The organism is Paraburkholderia sejongensis, assembly GCF_020880815.1.
Taxonomy (GTDB): domain Bacteria; phylum Pseudomonadota; class Gammaproteobacteria; order Burkholderiales; family Burkholderiaceae; genus Paraburkholderia; species Paraburkholderia sejongensis.
This window is the reverse complement of record NZ_JAJITD010000007.1, coordinates 344,284-360,626: the sequence shown is the minus strand read 5'-3', so window position 1 is coordinate 360,626 and position 16,343 is coordinate 344,284. Positions and strand designations below refer to the sequence as shown.

General features: G+C 63.5%; 17 protein-coding genes. 9 read left to right on the top strand and 8 right to left on the bottom strand.

All coding sequences use genetic code 11. The annotated features are described in order from the left end of the window. Positions 1 to 87 precede the first annotated feature (87 nt). Positions 88 to 798 carry a 16S rRNA pseudouridine(516) synthase gene (locus LJ656_RS16590; protein WP_230510480.1) on the top strand — a complete coding sequence of 237 codons (711 nt, stop codon included), beginning with the start codon at positions 88 to 90 and terminating at the stop codon, positions 796 to 798. A 157-nt stretch (positions 799 to 955) separates the two neighbouring features. Beyond that, the gene (locus LJ656_RS16585; protein WP_230510479.1) at positions 956 to 1,144 is read left to right on the top strand and encodes a hypothetical protein; all 189 of its coding nucleotides are present in this window, start codon (positions 956 to 958) and stop codon (positions 1,142 to 1,144) included. Between the two features lie 185 nt (positions 1,145 to 1,329). On the opposite strand, the gene LJ656_RS16580 is transcribed toward LJ656_RS16585, so the two are convergent. Beyond that, positions 1,330 to 2,370, bottom strand: coding sequence for a Rossmann-fold NAD(P)-binding domain-containing protein (locus LJ656_RS16580; RefSeq protein ID WP_230510478.1), 1,041 nt, complete (start codon positions 2,368 to 2,370; stop codon positions 1,330 to 1,332). Between the two features lie 94 nt (positions 2,371 to 2,464). On the opposite strand from LJ656_RS16580, the gene LJ656_RS16575 reads away from it, so the two are divergent. The 3 genes from LJ656_RS16575 (at position 2,465) to LJ656_RS16565 (ending at position 5,585) form a co-directional block, all read left to right on the top strand. Next, positions 2,465 to 3,496, top strand: a complete 1,032-nt coding sequence (locus tag LJ656_RS16575) for a CDP-6-deoxy-delta-3,4-glucoseen reductase (protein WP_230510477.1) — start codon at positions 2,465 to 2,467, stop codon at positions 3,494 to 3,496. Between the two features lie 423 nt (positions 3,497 to 3,919). Continuing rightward, positions 3,920 to 5,104, top strand: a complete 1,185-nt coding sequence (locus LJ656_RS16570) for an acetylornithine transaminase (protein ID WP_230510476.1) — start codon at positions 3,920 to 3,922, stop codon at positions 5,102 to 5,104. Positions 5,105 to 5,123: 19 nt separating this feature from the next. Then, positions 5,124 to 5,585 carry a GNAT family acetyltransferase gene (locus LJ656_RS16565; protein ID WP_230510475.1) on the top strand — a complete coding sequence of 154 codons (462 nt, stop codon included), beginning with the start codon at positions 5,124 to 5,126 and terminating at the stop codon, positions 5,583 to 5,585. 93 nt (positions 5,586 to 5,678) lie between these two features. Here the strand turns inward: LJ656_RS16565 and LJ656_RS16560 are convergent, their stop codons facing one another. The 7 genes from LJ656_RS16560 to LJ656_RS16530 form a co-directional block, all read right to left on the bottom strand. Further along, positions 5,679 to 6,383, bottom strand: coding sequence for an ABC transporter ATP-binding protein (locus tag LJ656_RS16560; RefSeq protein WP_425605947.1), 705 nt, complete (start codon positions 6,381 to 6,383; stop codon positions 5,679 to 5,681). 17 nt (positions 6,384 to 6,400) lie between these two features. Next, positions 6,401 to 7,213, bottom strand: a complete 813-nt coding sequence (locus LJ656_RS16555; RefSeq protein ID WP_230510473.1) for an ABC transporter ATP-binding protein — start codon at positions 7,211 to 7,213, stop codon at positions 6,401 to 6,403. A 20-nt stretch (positions 7,214 to 7,233) separates the two neighbouring features. Continuing rightward, the gene (locus tag LJ656_RS16550; protein ID WP_230510472.1) at positions 7,234 to 8,403 is read right to left on the bottom strand and encodes an ABC transporter permease subunit; all 1,170 of its coding nucleotides are present in this window, start codon (positions 8,401 to 8,403) and stop codon (positions 7,234 to 7,236) included. Between the two features lie 26 nt (positions 8,404 to 8,429). Continuing rightward, on the bottom strand, positions 8,430 to 9,380 hold the full coding sequence (locus LJ656_RS16545; RefSeq protein WP_230510471.1) for a branched-chain amino acid ABC transporter permease: 951 nt from the start codon (positions 9,378 to 9,380) through the stop codon (positions 8,430 to 8,432). A gap of 230 nt (positions 9,381 to 9,610) precedes the next feature. Next, entirely contained in the window at positions 9,611 to 10,810 is a 1,200-nt protein-coding gene (locus tag LJ656_RS16540) for a branched-chain amino acid ABC transporter substrate-binding protein (RefSeq protein WP_230510470.1), read from the bottom strand. 541 nt (positions 10,811 to 11,351) lie between these two features. Beyond that, entirely contained in the window at positions 11,352 to 12,311 is a 960-nt protein-coding gene (gene ispH, locus LJ656_RS16535; protein ID WP_230510469.1) for a 4-hydroxy-3-methylbut-2-enyl diphosphate reductase, read from the bottom strand. A 2-nt stretch (positions 12,312 to 12,313) separates the two neighbouring features. Continuing rightward, on the bottom strand, positions 12,314 to 12,769 hold the full coding sequence (locus LJ656_RS16530) for an FKBP-type peptidyl-prolyl cis-trans isomerase (protein ID WP_230510468.1): 456 nt from the start codon (positions 12,767 to 12,769) through the stop codon (positions 12,314 to 12,316). Positions 12,770 to 12,980: 211 nt separating this feature from the next. On the opposite strand from LJ656_RS16530, the gene radC reads away from it, so the two are divergent. From radC to nadB, 4 genes are all read left to right on the top strand, one after another. Continuing rightward, positions 12,981 to 13,874 (top strand): RadC family protein, encoded by an 894-nt coding sequence (gene radC / locus LJ656_RS16525; protein ID WP_230510467.1) that lies wholly within the window; start codon positions 12,981 to 12,983, stop codon positions 13,872 to 13,874. Between the two features lie 190 nt (positions 13,875 to 14,064). After that, a complete protein-coding gene (rpmB, locus tag LJ656_RS16520; protein ID WP_006050117.1) occupies positions 14,065 to 14,298 on the top strand; it encodes a 50S ribosomal protein L28 in 234 nt (77 codons plus the stop codon). Positions 14,299 to 14,308: 10 nt separating this feature from the next. Then, entirely contained in the window at positions 14,309 to 14,476 is a 168-nt protein-coding gene (gene rpmG, locus LJ656_RS16515) for a 50S ribosomal protein L33 (RefSeq protein WP_008919555.1), read from the top strand. 236 nt (positions 14,477 to 14,712) lie between these two features. Then, positions 14,713 to 16,311, top strand: coding sequence for an L-aspartate oxidase (gene nadB, locus LJ656_RS16510; RefSeq protein WP_230510466.1), 1,599 nt, complete (start codon positions 14,713 to 14,715; stop codon positions 16,309 to 16,311). Positions 16,312 to 16,343 lie beyond the last annotated feature (32 nt).

Sequence of the window (16,343 nt, the reverse complement as noted above, 5' to 3'; positions counted from 1 at the left end):
CTCCAGAGATTCGACTCGAAGACCTCATCGTCCGCGCTCGCGCGATGCGCAGCGCCCCGCTTCTTGCGGTGTTATTCTTCGCTCGCCATGAATCTAGAAAGCATTCTCTTTACCCAGGGTTTCGGTTCGCGCCGCCAATGCCGCGCGCTGATCGCCGACGCGCGCGTGAGCATCGACGGCAGCGTCTGTACCGATGCCGACGCCGATTTCGCGGTCGCCGACGGAACCTTGCGCTTTAGCGTCGACGGCATCGAATGGCCGTATCGCGAGCACGCGTATCTGCTGCTGAACAAGCCGGCCGGCTACGAATGCTCGCGCGATCCACAGCATCATCCGAGCGTGTTCAGCCTGTTGCCGCCGCAGTTCGCCGAGCGCGGCGTGCAGTGCGTCGGCCGGCTCGACCAGGACACCACCGGCCTGCTGCTGCTATCCGACGACGGCAAGTTCGTGCATCAGTTCACCTCGCCTAAGCGCAAGGTGCCGAAGCTGTACGTCGCGACCACCCGCCATCCGCTCGACGACGCGCAATTGAGCGCGTTGCGCGACGGCGTGCTGCTGCACGGCGAAAGCAAGCCGAGCGCCGCGCTCGATGCGCAGGCGCGCGACACCCACACGCTCGCGCTCACCGTACTGGAAGGCAAATATCACCAGGTCAAGCGGATGATCGCCGCGGCCGGCAACCGCTGCGAGGCGCTGCATCGCGAGCGCGTCGGCGGCCTCGCGCTGCCCGCGACGCTCGCGCCGGGCGCGTGGCAATGGCTCGGTGAAAACGAACTCGACGCGCTACGGGGCGGGTAAACCGGTAGTCCGCGCATAAGCCCTTGATGCGCCGAATAAAGCGCGCACGCATTGCGGTGCACCGCACGTAAGGCGCTGCGCCGCAGCATGGCGTTCCTTACAGGCCGCCCTATACTCGTTGAAACAAACGACTACAAAGGTTTCAAGGAGGGGCGCCATGCATATCGACGGCACGATTGCGATCTCGCAGGCGATGATTGCGTTTATCGGTTTCGCGCTGCTGCTGATCGGCGGCTCGCTGGTCATCATGCGGCTGCGGCACAAGTACCACCCGAACCTGATCGGCGCGATGATCGGCGGCATGCTGTGTTTCCTGTTGCTGGAAATGCTGCCGACGCTGACCTGACCCGCGCCAAGCGCGCGGCCGCCGCGACCACGCGGTTTGATGATGCGGTGCGGGGGCACGGCTTTTTGCGGAGCAGCGATGCTCCGCGAGGATGGCTTGTTGTTTTTGCGGCAATTCAGCCGCGTTAGCGACTCATGTCGCCGTGAGTTGCCGGCCGCCGTCGACCCGCCCCTTGCGCAAAGACGCTAGCTCCTGGCCTTCACCGCTTCCCGCAAGAAATCTCCGACGCTCGGATAGCGCAGCGTCACCTGCAATTCCTCCTTCAAGCGCCGGTTCACCAGTCGCCGCGATTCGCTCATGAACGACAGCAGCATCGGCTCGATCTGCGTTTGCGCCTGCGCGCGCGTGATGCGCGGCGCGCGCGGCAAACCGAACGCGTCGGCGACCGCGTCGAAGTACTCGCCCATCTTCAGCGACGAATCGTCGGACGCGTGAATCACGCGCGCGGGCCGGCCGTGGGTCGTGAGCCGCACGAGGATCGCGGCGAGGTCGTCGGCGTGGATGTGGTTGGTGTAGACGTCGTCGGCATCGATCAGCGCCGGCGTGCCTTTTTCCAGCCGCGCGAGCGGCAGCCGGTTGCCCGCGTAGATGCCCGGAATTCGCGCGATGCTGGCGAGGACGCTGCCGCGCGCGCTCGCCTCGCGCAATTGCCGCTCGGCCGACACGCGCCGTTTCGCGCGCGCATTAGCGGGCCGCGGCGCGCGTGTTTCGTCGATCCACACGCCGCCGCAGTCGCCGTAGACACCCGTCGTGCTCGCATACACGATGCGCGGCGGTGCCGCCGACGCGGCGGTCCGGCGTACCCCGTCGGGTACAATACCGGCTGTTTTAGCGTCCACCGATGAAGCGCGCGCGCGCCGCAAACGCGCGGTCGGCACGACCGGCGAACGCGCCGCGGACACACTCCCGCGGCGCCCGCCAGCAGCGCTGCCGAGCGTCGCCAGCAACGCGCGGGTACGCCGGTCGGTGTCGCCGGATTTCTGCGGCGGCGCCAGATGCAGCACCGTCGGCGCGAGTCCCGCGAGCCGTTTGAGGCTGCGGCGCACATCGAGATCGCCGATCAGCGGCGTCACGCCGGCGGCGCGCAACTCGGCGCAACGCGCGGGGTGGCTGGTCAGGGCGAAGACATGCGCCCGCGGCCGCAACAGCGGCACGCACCGCATACCGACGTCGCCGCAGCCGATAATCAGCACGCGCGGCCGGCGAAAGTTTCGAGTCGCATTCATGGTGGACGCATTGTAGCGGTCACACGCAACAGGTACCGCGCGGTTAATCCGGCGGGTCCGATAACGATTCCGTTTTTTCGATTCCGAACACTCTATGGCATTTAACGTCACGCTCCGGCAAAGCGGCCGGCAGTTTCAGGTAGAACAGGACGAACCGGTGCTCACCGCCGCCCTGCGTCAAGGCATCGGCCTGCCGTACGGCTGCAAGAACGGCGCGTGCGGTTCGTGCAAGGGCACCGTGGTCAGCGGCGAAGTCGAACAGCGCGCGCATTCGTCGTCGGCATTGTCGAACGACGAAAAGACTCGCGGCATGGCCCTCTTGTGCTGCGCGACCGCATGCTCCGATCTCGAGGTGGACATCCGCGAAGTGGCCGGCGTCGGCGACGTGCAGGTCAAGAAGCTGCCGTGCCGCGTGAACGCGATCGAGCGCCGCGCCGACGACGTGGTCGTCGTCAAGCTACAACTGCCCGCCAACGAGCGGCTGCAATATCTGGCCGGCCAGTACCTCGAATTCATCCTGAAGGACGGCAAGCGCCGCAGCTATTCGATGGCCAATGCGCCGCACACCGAAGGCCCGGTCGAACTGCACATCCGCCACATGCCCGGCGGCGCGTTCACCGACCACGTATTCAACACGATGAAAGAGCGCGACATCCTGCGCTTCGAAGCACCGCTCGGCACTTTCTTCCTGCGCGAAGACTCGGACAAGCCGATCGTGCTGCTCGCATCGGGCACCGGCTTCGCGCCGCTGAAGGCGATTGTCGAGCACGCGGTGTTCAAGAACATCACGCGCCCGATGACGCTTTACTGGGGCGCGCGTCGCAAGAAAGACCTGTACCTGCTCGAACTCGCCGAACAATGGGCGCGCGAGATTCCGAACTTCAAGTTCGTGCCGGTGCTCTCCGAACCGGACGCGAGCGACGCATGGACCGGCCGCACCGGCTTCGTGCATCGCGCGGTGATCGAGGATCTGCCAGACCTGTCGGCGTACCAGGTGTATGCATGCGGCGCGCCGGTGATGGTCGAATCGGCGCAACGCGATTTCACCCAGCATCACCAGCTCCCGGAAGACGAGTTCTACGCGGACTCGTTCACGAGCGCAGCCGATCTCGCGAACGCGGTCTGATAGCCCGCCGGCCGCCTGCCCGCGTCGTCACGCGGGCGGGCGGCCGCCGCGGCGCGCGTGCCTCCATTCGCGGGCCGCGCGCGCCAACTACGCCGAACATGTCGGCCGCGCGACAAGCGGGCAAGTTCTTCTCGCTACAGTACCGCTGCAAATTCATGGTTTACACCGGCGCTTCGGTTGTCGTATTCTTTCGCGCATGAACCGCATCCAGTCCGAACTCCGACGTCGCCGCTCGCCGCTCCCCTAGGGACGCCGCTGGCTTCGTCACGGATTCGCGCCGCACACCACTTCGGCGCAAGCTGTTCGAATCATGAAAGCCACGGCCTGCCGTGGCTTTTCTGTTTTTCCGGCCGCCTTTTTCGACGCGCCGAACCGACTTGATCCTTCACCCTGCTTTCACCTTTTTGCCTGGAGCCTGCCGTCATGAATTTCAATGAGTATCCGATCGAGTCGCTGATGTACATCACGAACCGGCCCGACATCGTTTTCACGCACGGCAAGGGCTCGTGGCTCTACGACAACAACGGCAAGCGCTATCTGGATTTCATTCAGGGCTGGGCGGTCAACAGTCTGGGCCACTGCAACGACGGCATGCTCGAAGCGCTGAACACCCAGGCGAAGCTGCTGTTGAACCCGTCGCCGGCGTTCTATAACGAACCGATGGCCAGACTCGCGGGCCTGCTCACGCAGCACAGCTGCTTCGACAAGGTGTTCTTCGCGAACAGCGGCGCCGAAGCGAACGAAGGTGCGATCAAGCTCGCGCGCAAGTGGGGCAAGAAGTTCAAGGACGGCGCGTTCGAGATCATCACGTTCGATCACAGCTTCCACGGCCGCACGCTCGCGACGATGTCGGCAAGCGGCAAGCCGGGCTGGGACACGATCTACGCGCCGCAGGTGCCGGGCTTCCCGAAGGCCGACCTGAACGACATCGCATCGGTGGAAAAGCTGATCAACGCGAAGACCGTCGCGGTGATGCTCGAGCCGATCCAGGGCGAAGGCGGCGTGATTCCGGCGACGCGCGAATTCATGCAGCAACTTCGCGAACTGACGAAGAAGCACAACCTGCTGCTGATCGTCGATGAAGTGCAAAGCGGTTGCGGCCGCGCGGGCACGCTGTTCGCGTATGAGCTGTCGGGCATCGAGCCGGACATCATGACGCTCGGCAAGGGCATCGGCGGCGGCGTGCCGCTCGCGGCGCTGCTGTCGAAGAAGGAAATCGCGGTGTTCGAAGCAGGCGATCAGGGCGGCACCTACAACGGCAATCCGCTGATGACCGCGGTCGGCTATTCGGTGATCTCGCAACTGACCGCGCCGGGCTTCCTCGAAGGCGTGCGCGAGCGCGGCGAATATCTGCGCGCGAGGCTGCTCGAACTGTCGGAAGAACGCGGCTTCAACGGCGAGCGCGGCGAAGGTCTGCTGCGCGCGCTGCTGCTCGGCAAGGACATCGGCAACCAGATCGTCGAGAAGGCGCGCGAAATGCAGCCGGACGGCGTGCTGCTGAACGCCGCGCGCCCGAACCTGCTGCGCTTCATGCCGGCGCTGAACGTGACGACCGAAGAAATCGACCAGATGATGGCGATGCTGCGCTCGGTGCTCGACTCGCTGTAATCGACCGGAGACCGTGCCGATGACGACCAACACGTTGCTGTCGATCCGCCGCTTCGACGCGGGCGATACCGAAGCGGTGATCGCGTTGTGGCAGCAGGCGTTTCCCGAGTACCGCGACGCGACGCGGCCGCAGCGCAATCCTCGGCTGTCGATCGAGAACAAGCTGGCCACACAGCCGGAGCTGTTCTTCGTCGCGGTGCTCGACGGGCGCATCGTCGGCACCGTGATGGGCGGCTACGACGGCCACCGCGGCTGGCTGTATTCGCTCGCGGTCGATGAAGCGCTGCGACGTCATGGGATCGGCACGCGTCTGGTCGCGCACGTCGAGAGCGTGCTGACCGGGCTCGGTTGTCCGAAGCTGAACCTGCAGGTTCTGTCGGCGAAGGCCGACATCCAGGCGTTTTACGAGGCGCTCGGGTATCGCGCCGATGCGGTGATCAGTCTGGGCAAACGGCTCGGCAAATTCGCGGACGCGGCGTAACAGAATCGAAGCGCTTCGAAAACAAAAAGGCCGCATGCGTTGCTTAACGCATGCGGCCTTTTTTCATCGGTAAGCGACGCCTACCGATCGCGCTTACTCGCCCAAATAAGCAGCCCGAACCTTCGGATCATCGAGCATCTGCTTCGCGTCGCCCGACATCGTGATGAGACCGGAGTCCATCACGTAGCCGCGATTGGCCGCCTGCAGCGCCAGACGCGCGTTCTGCTCGACCAGCAGCACGGTCATCCCTTCCGACGAAATCGCCCGCACCACTTCGAAGATCTTCTCGACCATGATCGGCGACAGGCCCATCGACGGCTCGTCCAGCAGCAACAGCTTCGGCCGCGAGATGATCGCGCGCGCCATCGCCAGCATCTGCTGTTCGCCGCCCGAGAGCGTGCCCGCGTATTGCGATGCGCGCTCCTTCAGACGCGGGAAAAAACCGAACATGCGGTCGACGTCCTTCTCGACCCCGTCCCTGTCGTTGCGCAGATACGCGCCCATCTGCATGTTCTCGACGATCGACATCCGCGCGAAGATCCCGCGCCCTTCCGGCACCATCGCCAGACCGCGCTTGAGCAGTTCGTGCGCGGGCAGCCCCTTGATCGACTGACCCATGTACTCGATGTCGCCGGCGGCATAGGCCTTCAGACCGGTGATCGCCTTCATCGTGGTGGTCTTGCCCGCGCCGTTCGCGCCGATCAACGTGACGAGTTCGCCCTGACCGACTTCGAGATCGACGCCCTTGACCGCCTGGATGCCACCGTAGTTGACCTGCAGGCCCTTGATTTTCAACATTGCTTGCGTCGTGGACATCAGTGGACTCCCGCACCCAGATAAGCTTCGATCACCTTAGGATCCTTCTGCACGTCTTGCGGCAGACCTTGCGCAATCACCTTGCCGTAGTCGAGCACCGTCATCTGGTTGCACAGACCCATCACCAGCTTCACGTCGTGCTCGATCAAGAGGATCGTCTTGCCGTCCGCGCGGATCTTGTCGAGCAGCTTGGTCAGCTCGACCTTTTCCGTCGCGTTCATGCCGGCGGCCGGCTCATCCAGCGCGAGCAGCTTCGGATCGGTCGCCAATGCACGCGCGATCTCCAGACGCCGCTGGTGACCGTACGACAGGTTGCGCGACGTGAAGTCCGCATACTGCGCAATGCCGACGTACTCGAGCAGCTCCAGCGCGCGCTCCTTGATTTCGCGCTCTTCCTTGCGCTCGGCCGGCGTCTGGAACACCGCGCCGAGCAGCCCGTGCTTCGTGCGCACGTGGCGGCCGACCATCACGTTTTCGAGCGCGGTCATCCCGCCGAACAGACGGATGTTCTGGAACGTGCGCGCGATCCCCGCCTTCGCGACCTGATAGACCGCGGTCGGCGTGTAGTTCTCGCCGTCGAGCTTGAATTCGCCCGAGTCCGGCGTGTACAGCCCGGTAATCACGTTGAAGAAGGTCGTCTTGCCGGCACCGTTCGGGCCGATCAGGCCGTAAATCTGCCCGGCCTTGATCTCCAGACCGACCTCGGAGAGTGCCTGCAGGCCACCGAAACGCTTGTTCACGCCCTTCACCGAAAGGCGGATCGGCGTGTTCGCGAAGCCCTTCACCGCGTTGTTGCTTACGTTATCGCTCATGTCTTTTTCTCCACCGCGCGTTACGCGCGCACCGGCTTCTTGCCGTTGCGCTTCGCCAGCTTCGCAATCTTGTCTTCGTGCTTCGGCGCCGGCCACAGGCCTTCCGAGCGATACAGCATGATCACGACCATCGCCAGACCGTACAGCAGCTGACGGATCACTTCGGTATCCACAATTTCATGGCCGAAGATCATGTTCTGCAGCGGACCCATCGTCGAGCGCAGGAATTCCGGGAACACCGCGAGCAGCACCGCGCCGAGAATCACGCCGGGGATATGGCCCATGCCGCCGAGCACCACGCAGGCGAGCACCACGACCGATTCCCAGAAGGTGAACGATTCCGGCGACACGAAGCCCTGGAACGCGCCGAACATCGCGCCCGACAGACCGCCGAACGACGCGCCCATTGCGAACGCGAGGAGCTTCACGTTACGGGTGTTGATGCCCATCGCCTTGGCGGCGATTTCGTCTTCGCGGATCGCCGCCCATGCGCGGCCGATACGCGAATGCTGCAGACGCGTACAGACCCAGATCACGAACAGCGCGCACAGCACGAACAGGTAGTAATACCCGTACACCGACGGAAACTGCAGGCCGAACAGCGAGTGCGATTGCGACAGGCTGAAGCCGCCGATCTGCACCGGATCGATACCCGTGATCCCCTTCGGGCCGTTGGTGATGTTCACCGGACGGTCGAGGTTGTTCATGAAGATCCGCACGATTTCCCCGAAGCCGAGGGTCACGATCGCCAGATAGTCGCCGCGCAGACGCAAAGTCGGCGCACCGAGCAGAATCCCGAACAGCGCCGCGAGCGCCATCGCGATCGGCACGATGATCCAGATCGGCGTGTGCAGGCCGTGCGGCGCAAGCGCCCCGATCCACTCGAACTGCGAGGTCAGGTGCGGCGAGCTCAGCAGCGCCGCCGTGTACGCGCCGATCGCGTAGAACGCGATGTAGCCCAGGTCGAGCAGGCCGGCGAAGCCGACCACCACGTTCAGGCCCAGCGCGAGCATCACGTACAGCATCGCGAAGTCCAGCACGCGCACCCAGTAATTGCCGCCCGCGGTGCCGATGATGATCGGCGCCGCGATCACGAGGATCGCGGTGATGATGCCGACGGTCAGCGTCTTCGCCGGATTCTTTTCGGGGATCAGCGTCGTCGACGGCTCGATCGGTTGAATTGAGGTCATGTTCATTTACTCCTTAGGGCCCGGGATCAGGCGCGATCCGCGACACGTTCGCCGAGCAGACCCGACGGACGGAACACCAGCACGACGATCAGCACGATGAACGCGAACACGTCCTGGTAGTTGCTGCCGAAGACGCCGCCCGTGAGATTGCCGATATAGCCGGCGCCCAGCTGCTCGATCAGGCCCAGCAGCACGCCGCCGACCATCGCGCCGCCGAGGTTGCCGATCCCGCCCAGCACCGCCGCGGTGAAGGCCTTCAGGCCGGGGATGAAGCCCATATAGAAGTGCGCGTTGCCGTATTCCGACGCGATCATCACGCCGGCCAGCGCGGCCAGCGCCGAGCCGATCATGAAGGTCGCTGAAATCACGAAGTTCGGATTCACGCCCATCAGGCTCGCGACGTTCGGGTTCTCCGCGATCGCCCGCATCGCGCGGCCGAGCCTGGTCTTGTGCACGAGCAGCAGCAGCCCGCCCATCACGAGGAACGCGACCACGATGATGACGATTTCAGTCATCGAGATCACCGCGCCGGGCGTGGTGTCGGTGGCCTTGATCACGTTGATCGGATCGGTCGGCAGCAGTTGCGGGAACGGCAGCGGGTTGCGCGACCAGATCATCATCGCGAGCGTCTGCAGCAGGATCGACACACCGATCGCGGTGATCAGCGGCGCCAGACGCGGCGCGCGCCGCAGCGGCCGGTACGCGACCCGCTCGATCGTGTAGCCGACCACCGAGCAGACCACCGCCGCGATGATCAGCGCAATGATCAGCGTCGGCACGTTGCCGAGGCCGGGGAAGTGGTTCTGCAGCACGCCTATCGCGGACAGCGCAACCATCGCGCCGACCATCAACACATCGCCGTGCGCGAAGTTGATGATGCCCAGAATGCCGTAAACCATCGTATAGCCTAGTGCGATGATGGCGTAGACACTGCCAAGCACCAGTCCATTCAGGATCTGCTGGATGAAAATATCCATTTAATGCTCCTTAGCCCGTGCGACTGGATTCACGCTCGTCATCGGCCGGTGGGCGGTGATGCGCGACGAAAATCTCAACGGCACTGCGGGTACTGATATAAAAGACCGGTAAGGGTTATCCGCTGCCGGTTCGCCCTGCCGACCGTGATGCGGTCGCGGGCTCGCCATCGGCGGATGCAAAAACGGCACCGTTGGATGGTGTCGGTGCCGTCAGGCCAAACGTCCCGTCATCACATCTTGACGACGTCGAGAACCGCTTTCTTGCCGTCCTTGAAGTCGTAAAGCGTAATGGCGCCCTCTTTCAAATCACCCTTGTCGTCGAACGCGATGTGGCCGATTACTCCGTTGTAGTCGGTCGACGGCATCGCAGCCAGCACCTTGGGCGCCTCGATCGAATTGGCGCGCTTCATTGCATCGACGATCACGTACACAGCGTCATACGTAAACGGCGCGTAAATCTGCACCGGTGTGTGGAAACGGTCCTCGTACTTCTTTTCGAAGTCCGCTCCCCTGTCCATTCTGGAGAGCGCGAGTCCCGCCTCCGAACAGACCAGGTTTTGCACGGCGGTACCCGCCAGCTCACCTACCTTGTCGGTACACACACCGTCGCCGCCAAGGATTTTTGCCCTGATACCGAGCGCCGCCGCCTGCTTCGTAAACGGCCCGCCCGTCGCGTCCATGCCGCCGAACATGATGACGTCCGGCTGAACACTCTTGATCTTCGTGAGGATGGCCCGGAAATCCGTGGCCTTGTCGTTGGTCGCCTCGCGCGCGACGATCTTCGCGCCGGCCGCTTCGACGGTCTTCGCGAATTCGTCCGCGAGGCCCTTGCCGTAGGCGGTCGCATCGTCCACCACCGCGATGCGTTTGGCGCCGAGCGCCTTGGTCGCGTAATTGGCGAGCGCCGGACCCTGCTGCGCGTCGGTGGCGACCACCCGGTAGGTCGTCTTGAAACCTTGCTGCGTGTAGGCCGGATTGGTCGACGACGGCGAGATCTGCACGATGCTCGCGTCGCGATAGATCTTCGAGGCCGGAATCGACACGCCGGAGTTCAGATGGCCAACCACCGCGACCACATGATCGTCGACCAGCTTCTGCGCGACGCCGGTGCCCGTTTTCGGATCCGCCGCATCGTCCTGCGCGTCGAGCTGCAACTCAATCTTATGGCCGTCGATCGTCAAACCCTGGGCGTTGATTTCCTCGACCGCGAGGCGCGCGCCATTTTCATTGTCCTTGCCCAGATGCGCGATGCCGCCCGTCAACGGGGCTGCATGACCGATCTTCACGATAGTCGCTTCGCTCGCGGCAGCGACCGGCGCCGAGGCCGCCGACGCGCCCGCACCCGCTTCGCCATCCGGTTTCTTGCCGCACGCGGTCAGCATCGCAACCGCGGCCGCGATCGACACGGCGTAAGCAAATTTGACTCGCATTAAATAAGGTCTCCCGCGCCTTGCAAAATCCACTGTTCAGGACCTTAAGGCCTTGAGAACGCGCGCATTGTAACTCCAATTATGCGAGTGGCAATATTGTTGAAACGGCAGGGTTTTCCTGCATTGCAACCTCATTTTGAGAGCCAAATAGATGAAAAAGCGCAACCCGGTTGCGATCCTTTTTCGTGCACCAGTTGCACCGGCTCAAAGCCTAGCCGCATCAACTGTTGCGGATGGTCACGCGAAATGCCGGATAGGCCTGGCTTTGCGCGGAACCCTCGTTTGAGCGTCATGAGATAGAAGGCACTAATTCAGTGCATCATTAAACCCGATCGCGTGGAGTAAGCGCCCGATAAACGGGGTCACATTACGGAAAATGATAAAAAGACCCGATCGCTTTTCAAAAATAATTTGTGGGCGAGGACACTCGCCGCGCCACTTTAGCGCGGTCTGTCACTTAATAATGGGTCGCGTGGCGAAGGCCGAGCCATAAAAAAAACGCACCCTCGGGTGCGTTTTCTTACAACAAAGCGGCGGCAGGTCAGGCGGGCAGACCGAGTCCGCGCGGGAGCGGAAACGCGATGTTTTCCTCGATGCCGTCGAGCGCGCGCACGTTGCGCACGCCGAGTTCGCGCAGCCGCCCGATCACGGCCTGTGCGAGCACTTCGGGCGCCGACGCGCCGGCCGTCACGCCGATGCGGCGCTTGCCCTCGACCCAGACCGGATCGATCTGGTCGGGCGAATCGACCATGTAGGCCGGCACGCCGAGCTTTTCGGCCAGTTCGCGCAAGCGATTGGAATTCGAGCTATTCGGACTGCCGACGACAATCACGACATCGCACTGCGGCGCCATGAACTTCACCGCGTCCTGACGGTTCTGCGTCGCGTAGCAGATGTCCTGCTTTTTGGGCTCGCGGATAGACGGATACTTGGCCTTCAGCGCACCGATGATTTCGGCGGCGTCGTCGACCGACAGCGTGGTTTGCGTGACGAACGCGATGCGCTCGGGGTCGGCGAGCTGCAACGCCTGCACGTCCTCGATATCTTCGACGAGATGCATGCCCTGGGCCGCCTGCCCCATCGTGCCTTCGACTTCCGGATGACCCTTGTGGCCGATCATCACGATGTCGAAGCCGTCCTGACGCATTTTCGCGACTTCGATATGCACCTTGGTGACGAGCGGACAGGTGGCGTCATAGACCCGCAACCCACGCGACTCCGCCTCCGAGCGCACGGCTTTCGACACGCCATGCGCGCTGAAGATCACCGTGTTGCCGGGCGGCACTTCTTCGAGCCGCTCGATGAAGATCGCTCCCTTCTTTCGCAGGTCTTCGACCACATACACGTTGTGAACGATTTCGTGACGCACGTAGATCGGCGAGCCGTGCAGCTTGATGGCGCGCTCGACGATCTCGATGGCCCGGTCGACGCCGGCGCAGAACCCGCGTGGCTGGGCCAGCAGGATCTCCGCTTCGGCGAGAGTCGTATCCGCAATGCTCATGTTTACAAAATCCCGATGATTTTCACTTCAAACGCCAGCGCCTGGCCGGCAAGCGGGTGATTGAAATCGAACAGCGCCGACGTTTCGCCGACTTCTTTCAGCACGCCGGCATAGCGTCCGCCGCCCGGGGCGTTGAATTCGACCAGATCGCCCGGCGAAAAATCCTCGCCGATCATGCTGTTCTCCCGCAACGTGGCAAGGGAAACACGCTGGATCAGCTCCGGATTGCGCGACCCGAATGCCTGGCCCGGCGCTAGCTGAAAGGTCGAATGGTGGCCCACCTTCAGACCCAGCAAAATGTCTTCCAGCGGCGGCGCCAGTTGGCCGGCGCCCAGGAGCAGCGTGGCCGGTTTGTCGTTAAACGTGTTGATCACTTCGGCGCCATCGGCAAGCGAAAGCCGGTAATGCAGCGTGACGTGTGAACCGGGTTTCACCTCGGAGATGTCGATGATGCTCATGCAATGCTCGCTCAGTCGAAGCGCGCTGCACGCGTGCGCCGCGGGCGCAGTCGACGCGTGTGGCAAACCGTCGGGGTGCCGTGCGCAAAGCGTCTATTGTAAGCCACCTAGCGGGCGCCGGCTTGAGTCCGTCGCCCGCAAAAGGGGGCACGGTCCGGGCGGCACCGCGTGCCGGCCGGACCGCCACCCGGAAGCGGAGGACCTTGTATATATGGCAGATTTCGCCAGCCCAATCGACGCAACCGCCGAGGCCGGCACGCGGCGGCCAGCGCGTCGGCGCGGGAAAGGCGCGCCCGGCGGGCAGGCTGCGGAACCGACTGACGGAGCCGCCGCCCGCATCCGTTCCCGACTATTGCGCGGCAAGTGGCATCGCAGCGACATGCCGCGCGAGCGGCTGATCAGCAAGGGCCCCAGCGCGCTGTCCGACACTGAAATGATCGCGCTCGTATTGGGCTCCGGCCTGCCCGGCCACGACGTGTTCAGGGTCGCGGGCGCGTTGCTGGAGCGCTTCGGCACACTGCGCGCGATGCTCGACGCGACCTACACGGACTTCGACGGGATCCGCGGCCTCGGTCCGGCGAAAAAAACCCAGCTGCTCGCGATCATGGAAATGTCGCGCCGCTCGCTGGTCGACCGGATGCGTAGACGGGAACTGCTGAATTCCCCGGAAACGGTGGAGAATTATTTGCGCCTGTTGATCGGCGGGCGGCCGCTGGAGGTGTTCGTGTCGCTGTTTCTCGACGCGCGGCATCGGCTGATCGACTGCGAGGAAAGCGCGCAGGGCTCGCTCACGCGGATGGCCGTGTATCCGCGCGAAATCGTGCGGCGCGCGCTCGCGGCCAACGCGGCCAGTTTGATCGTCGCGCATAACCATCCGTCCGGTGCGTTGCAGCCGAGCGCGAGCGATTGTCGGCTGACACAGACGCTTCGCGACGCGCTCGCGCTGGTCGACATCCAGTTGATCGATCATCTGGTGGTCAGCGCGGACGGCGTATACTCATTCGCCCGCGCCGGTTGGCCCAAGCATCCGCATCGGCCGGCCGCGCCGCGGCAAGCCGAGGAGCCGCTGCGCAACGCCGTGTCCGGCGTCGCAAATAAGGTTTGATTTATCGAGTTTTTTTCTGCTAGAATCCCGGTTTGCCTATTTCCAACCCCCTGTTCCGAAGCCACTGAGGCGTTCCAAAAAGGTCAGGCGGCTGTAGTAGCGAGTACTTGCGGACTCCACTTCAGTGCGGCTCTTTTCGGGAAACTTTCACGGCGTTCGAACTCAGAATTAGCGTATTAGGAGTGCTCTCATGGCACGCGTATGCCAAGTAACTGGGAAAGCGCCGATGAGCGGCAACAACGTTTCCCACGCGAACAACAAGACCAAGCGCCGGTTCCTGCCGAACCTGCAAAGCCGCCGTATCTGGGTGGAAAGCGAAAACCGTTGGGTGCGTCTGCGTATTTCGAACGCCGGCCTGCGCCTGATCGACAAGAACGGTATTGACGCTGTGCTCGCAGATCTGCGCGCACGCGGCGAAGCCTAAGGAGTAAATCATGGCGAAAGGCGCACGCGACAAGATCAAGCTGGAATCGACCGCAGGCACGGGTCACTTCTACACGACCACGAAGAACAAACGCAACATGCCGGAAAAGATGCTGATCAAGAAATTTGATCCGGTCATCCGCAAGCACGTTGACTACAAGGAAACCAAGATCAAGTAATCTTGGATCTCCTCTAGCCTGACGAAGGCGAAGACATGCCGAAAAGCCTCGCATCCGTGCGAGGCTTTTTTGTTTTGGCGCGCGCGGTACGCCAAGCGCTGCCACGCTCGCAAGTAACACCTTATTCCATTCGGCCAGCTTTCCCTCGCCGGCTGCGGCGCGTATCCTTTGTCGTTTTCGCGGCGCGCGCTGGATCGCGCGCCGTCATCGCAAAACGAAAGACGGAGATGTAGGCAATGGAATTCGATGTGGCGATTGTCGGTAGCGGTCTGGCGGGCCTGAGTGTCGCGCTCAATCTCGCGCAGACCCGGCGGGTCGCGGTGATCGCCAAACGATCGCTGACCGAGGGTGCCAGCGACTGGGCGCAAGGCGGCATCGCCGCGGTACTCGACTCGGCGGACAGCGTCGAAAATCACGTGCGCGACACGCTCATCGCGGGCGGCGGACTGTGCGACGAGGCGGCGACGCGCTTTATCGTCGAACATGGGCGCGCCGCGATCGAATGGCTGATCGGGCAAGGCGTGCCGTTCACGAAGGACGACGCCGCGGAACTCGGCTTTCATCTGACGCGCGAAGGCGGCCACAGCCATCGCCGGATCATTCACGCGGCCGATGCGACCGGCCATGCGGTAGTCGCCACGTTGAGCGAAAAGGTGCGCCAGCACCCGAACATCACGCTGTTCGAAGACCATCACGCGATCGACCTGATCACCTCCGAGCGTCTGGGCCTGCCCGGCCGCCGCTGCCACGGCCTGTACGCGCTCGAGCTGCAAAGCGGCCGTACGGTAACGATCGAAGCGCCGCACACGGTGCTCGCCACCGGCGGTGCAGGCAAGGTCTATCTGTACACGACCAACCCCGATACCGCGACCGGCGACGGCATCGCGATGGCCTGGCGCGCCGGCTGCCGGGTATCGAATATGGAGTTCATCCAGTTCCACCCGACCTGCCTGTTCCATCCGTACGCGAAGTCGTTCCTGATTTCGGAAGCGGTGCGCGGCGAAGGCGGCATTCTCAAGCTGCCCGACGGCACCCGCTTCATGCCGAATCACGACGAGCGCGCGGAGCTCGCGCCACGCGACATCGTCGCGCGCGCGATCGACTTCGAGATCAAGAAACGCGGCATCGATTGCGTGTACCTCGACATCAGCCATCAGCCGGCCGAGTTCCTGCACGAGCATTTCCCGACGATTCTGGCGCGCTGCCGCGAATTCGGCATCGACATCACGAAAGAGCCGATTCCGGTCGTGCCGGCCGCGCACTACACGTGCGGCGGCGTCGTCACCGATCTCGCGGGTCGCACCGATCTCGCCGGCCTGTATGCGGTCGGCGAGACTTCCTGCACCGGTCTGCATGGCGCGAACCGGCTCGCCAGCAACTCGTTGCTCGAATGTCTTGTGATCGGCCGCTCGGCCGCGCAGGCGATCGAAGCGGAAGGCTTCGGCGCCGCGATCGGCGCGCCGCTGCCCGCATGGGACGAAAGTCGCGTGTCCGATCCGGACGAGGAAGTGGTGGTCGCGCACAACTGGGACGAGTTGCGCCGCTTGATGTGGAATTACGTCGGCATCGTGCGCACCGACAAGCGGCTCGAACGGGCGAAGCACCGCCTGGCGCTGCTGCGCGACGAGATCCACGAGTACTACGCGAACTTCAAGGTGAGCCGCGATCTGCTGGAACTGCGCAACCTGGTCGACGTCGCTTCGCTGATCGTCGACGGCGCGAGCTCGCGGCGTGAGAGCCGCGGGCTGCATTTCAGCCGCGACTGGCCGGCCACGTTGCCGAAGGCACTGCCGACGGTGTTGTCGCCAGAGTATGTGCGCAAAGCTGGGGTGTGACCTGCGCTTGAGAAGGCCGTGCAAAAACGACA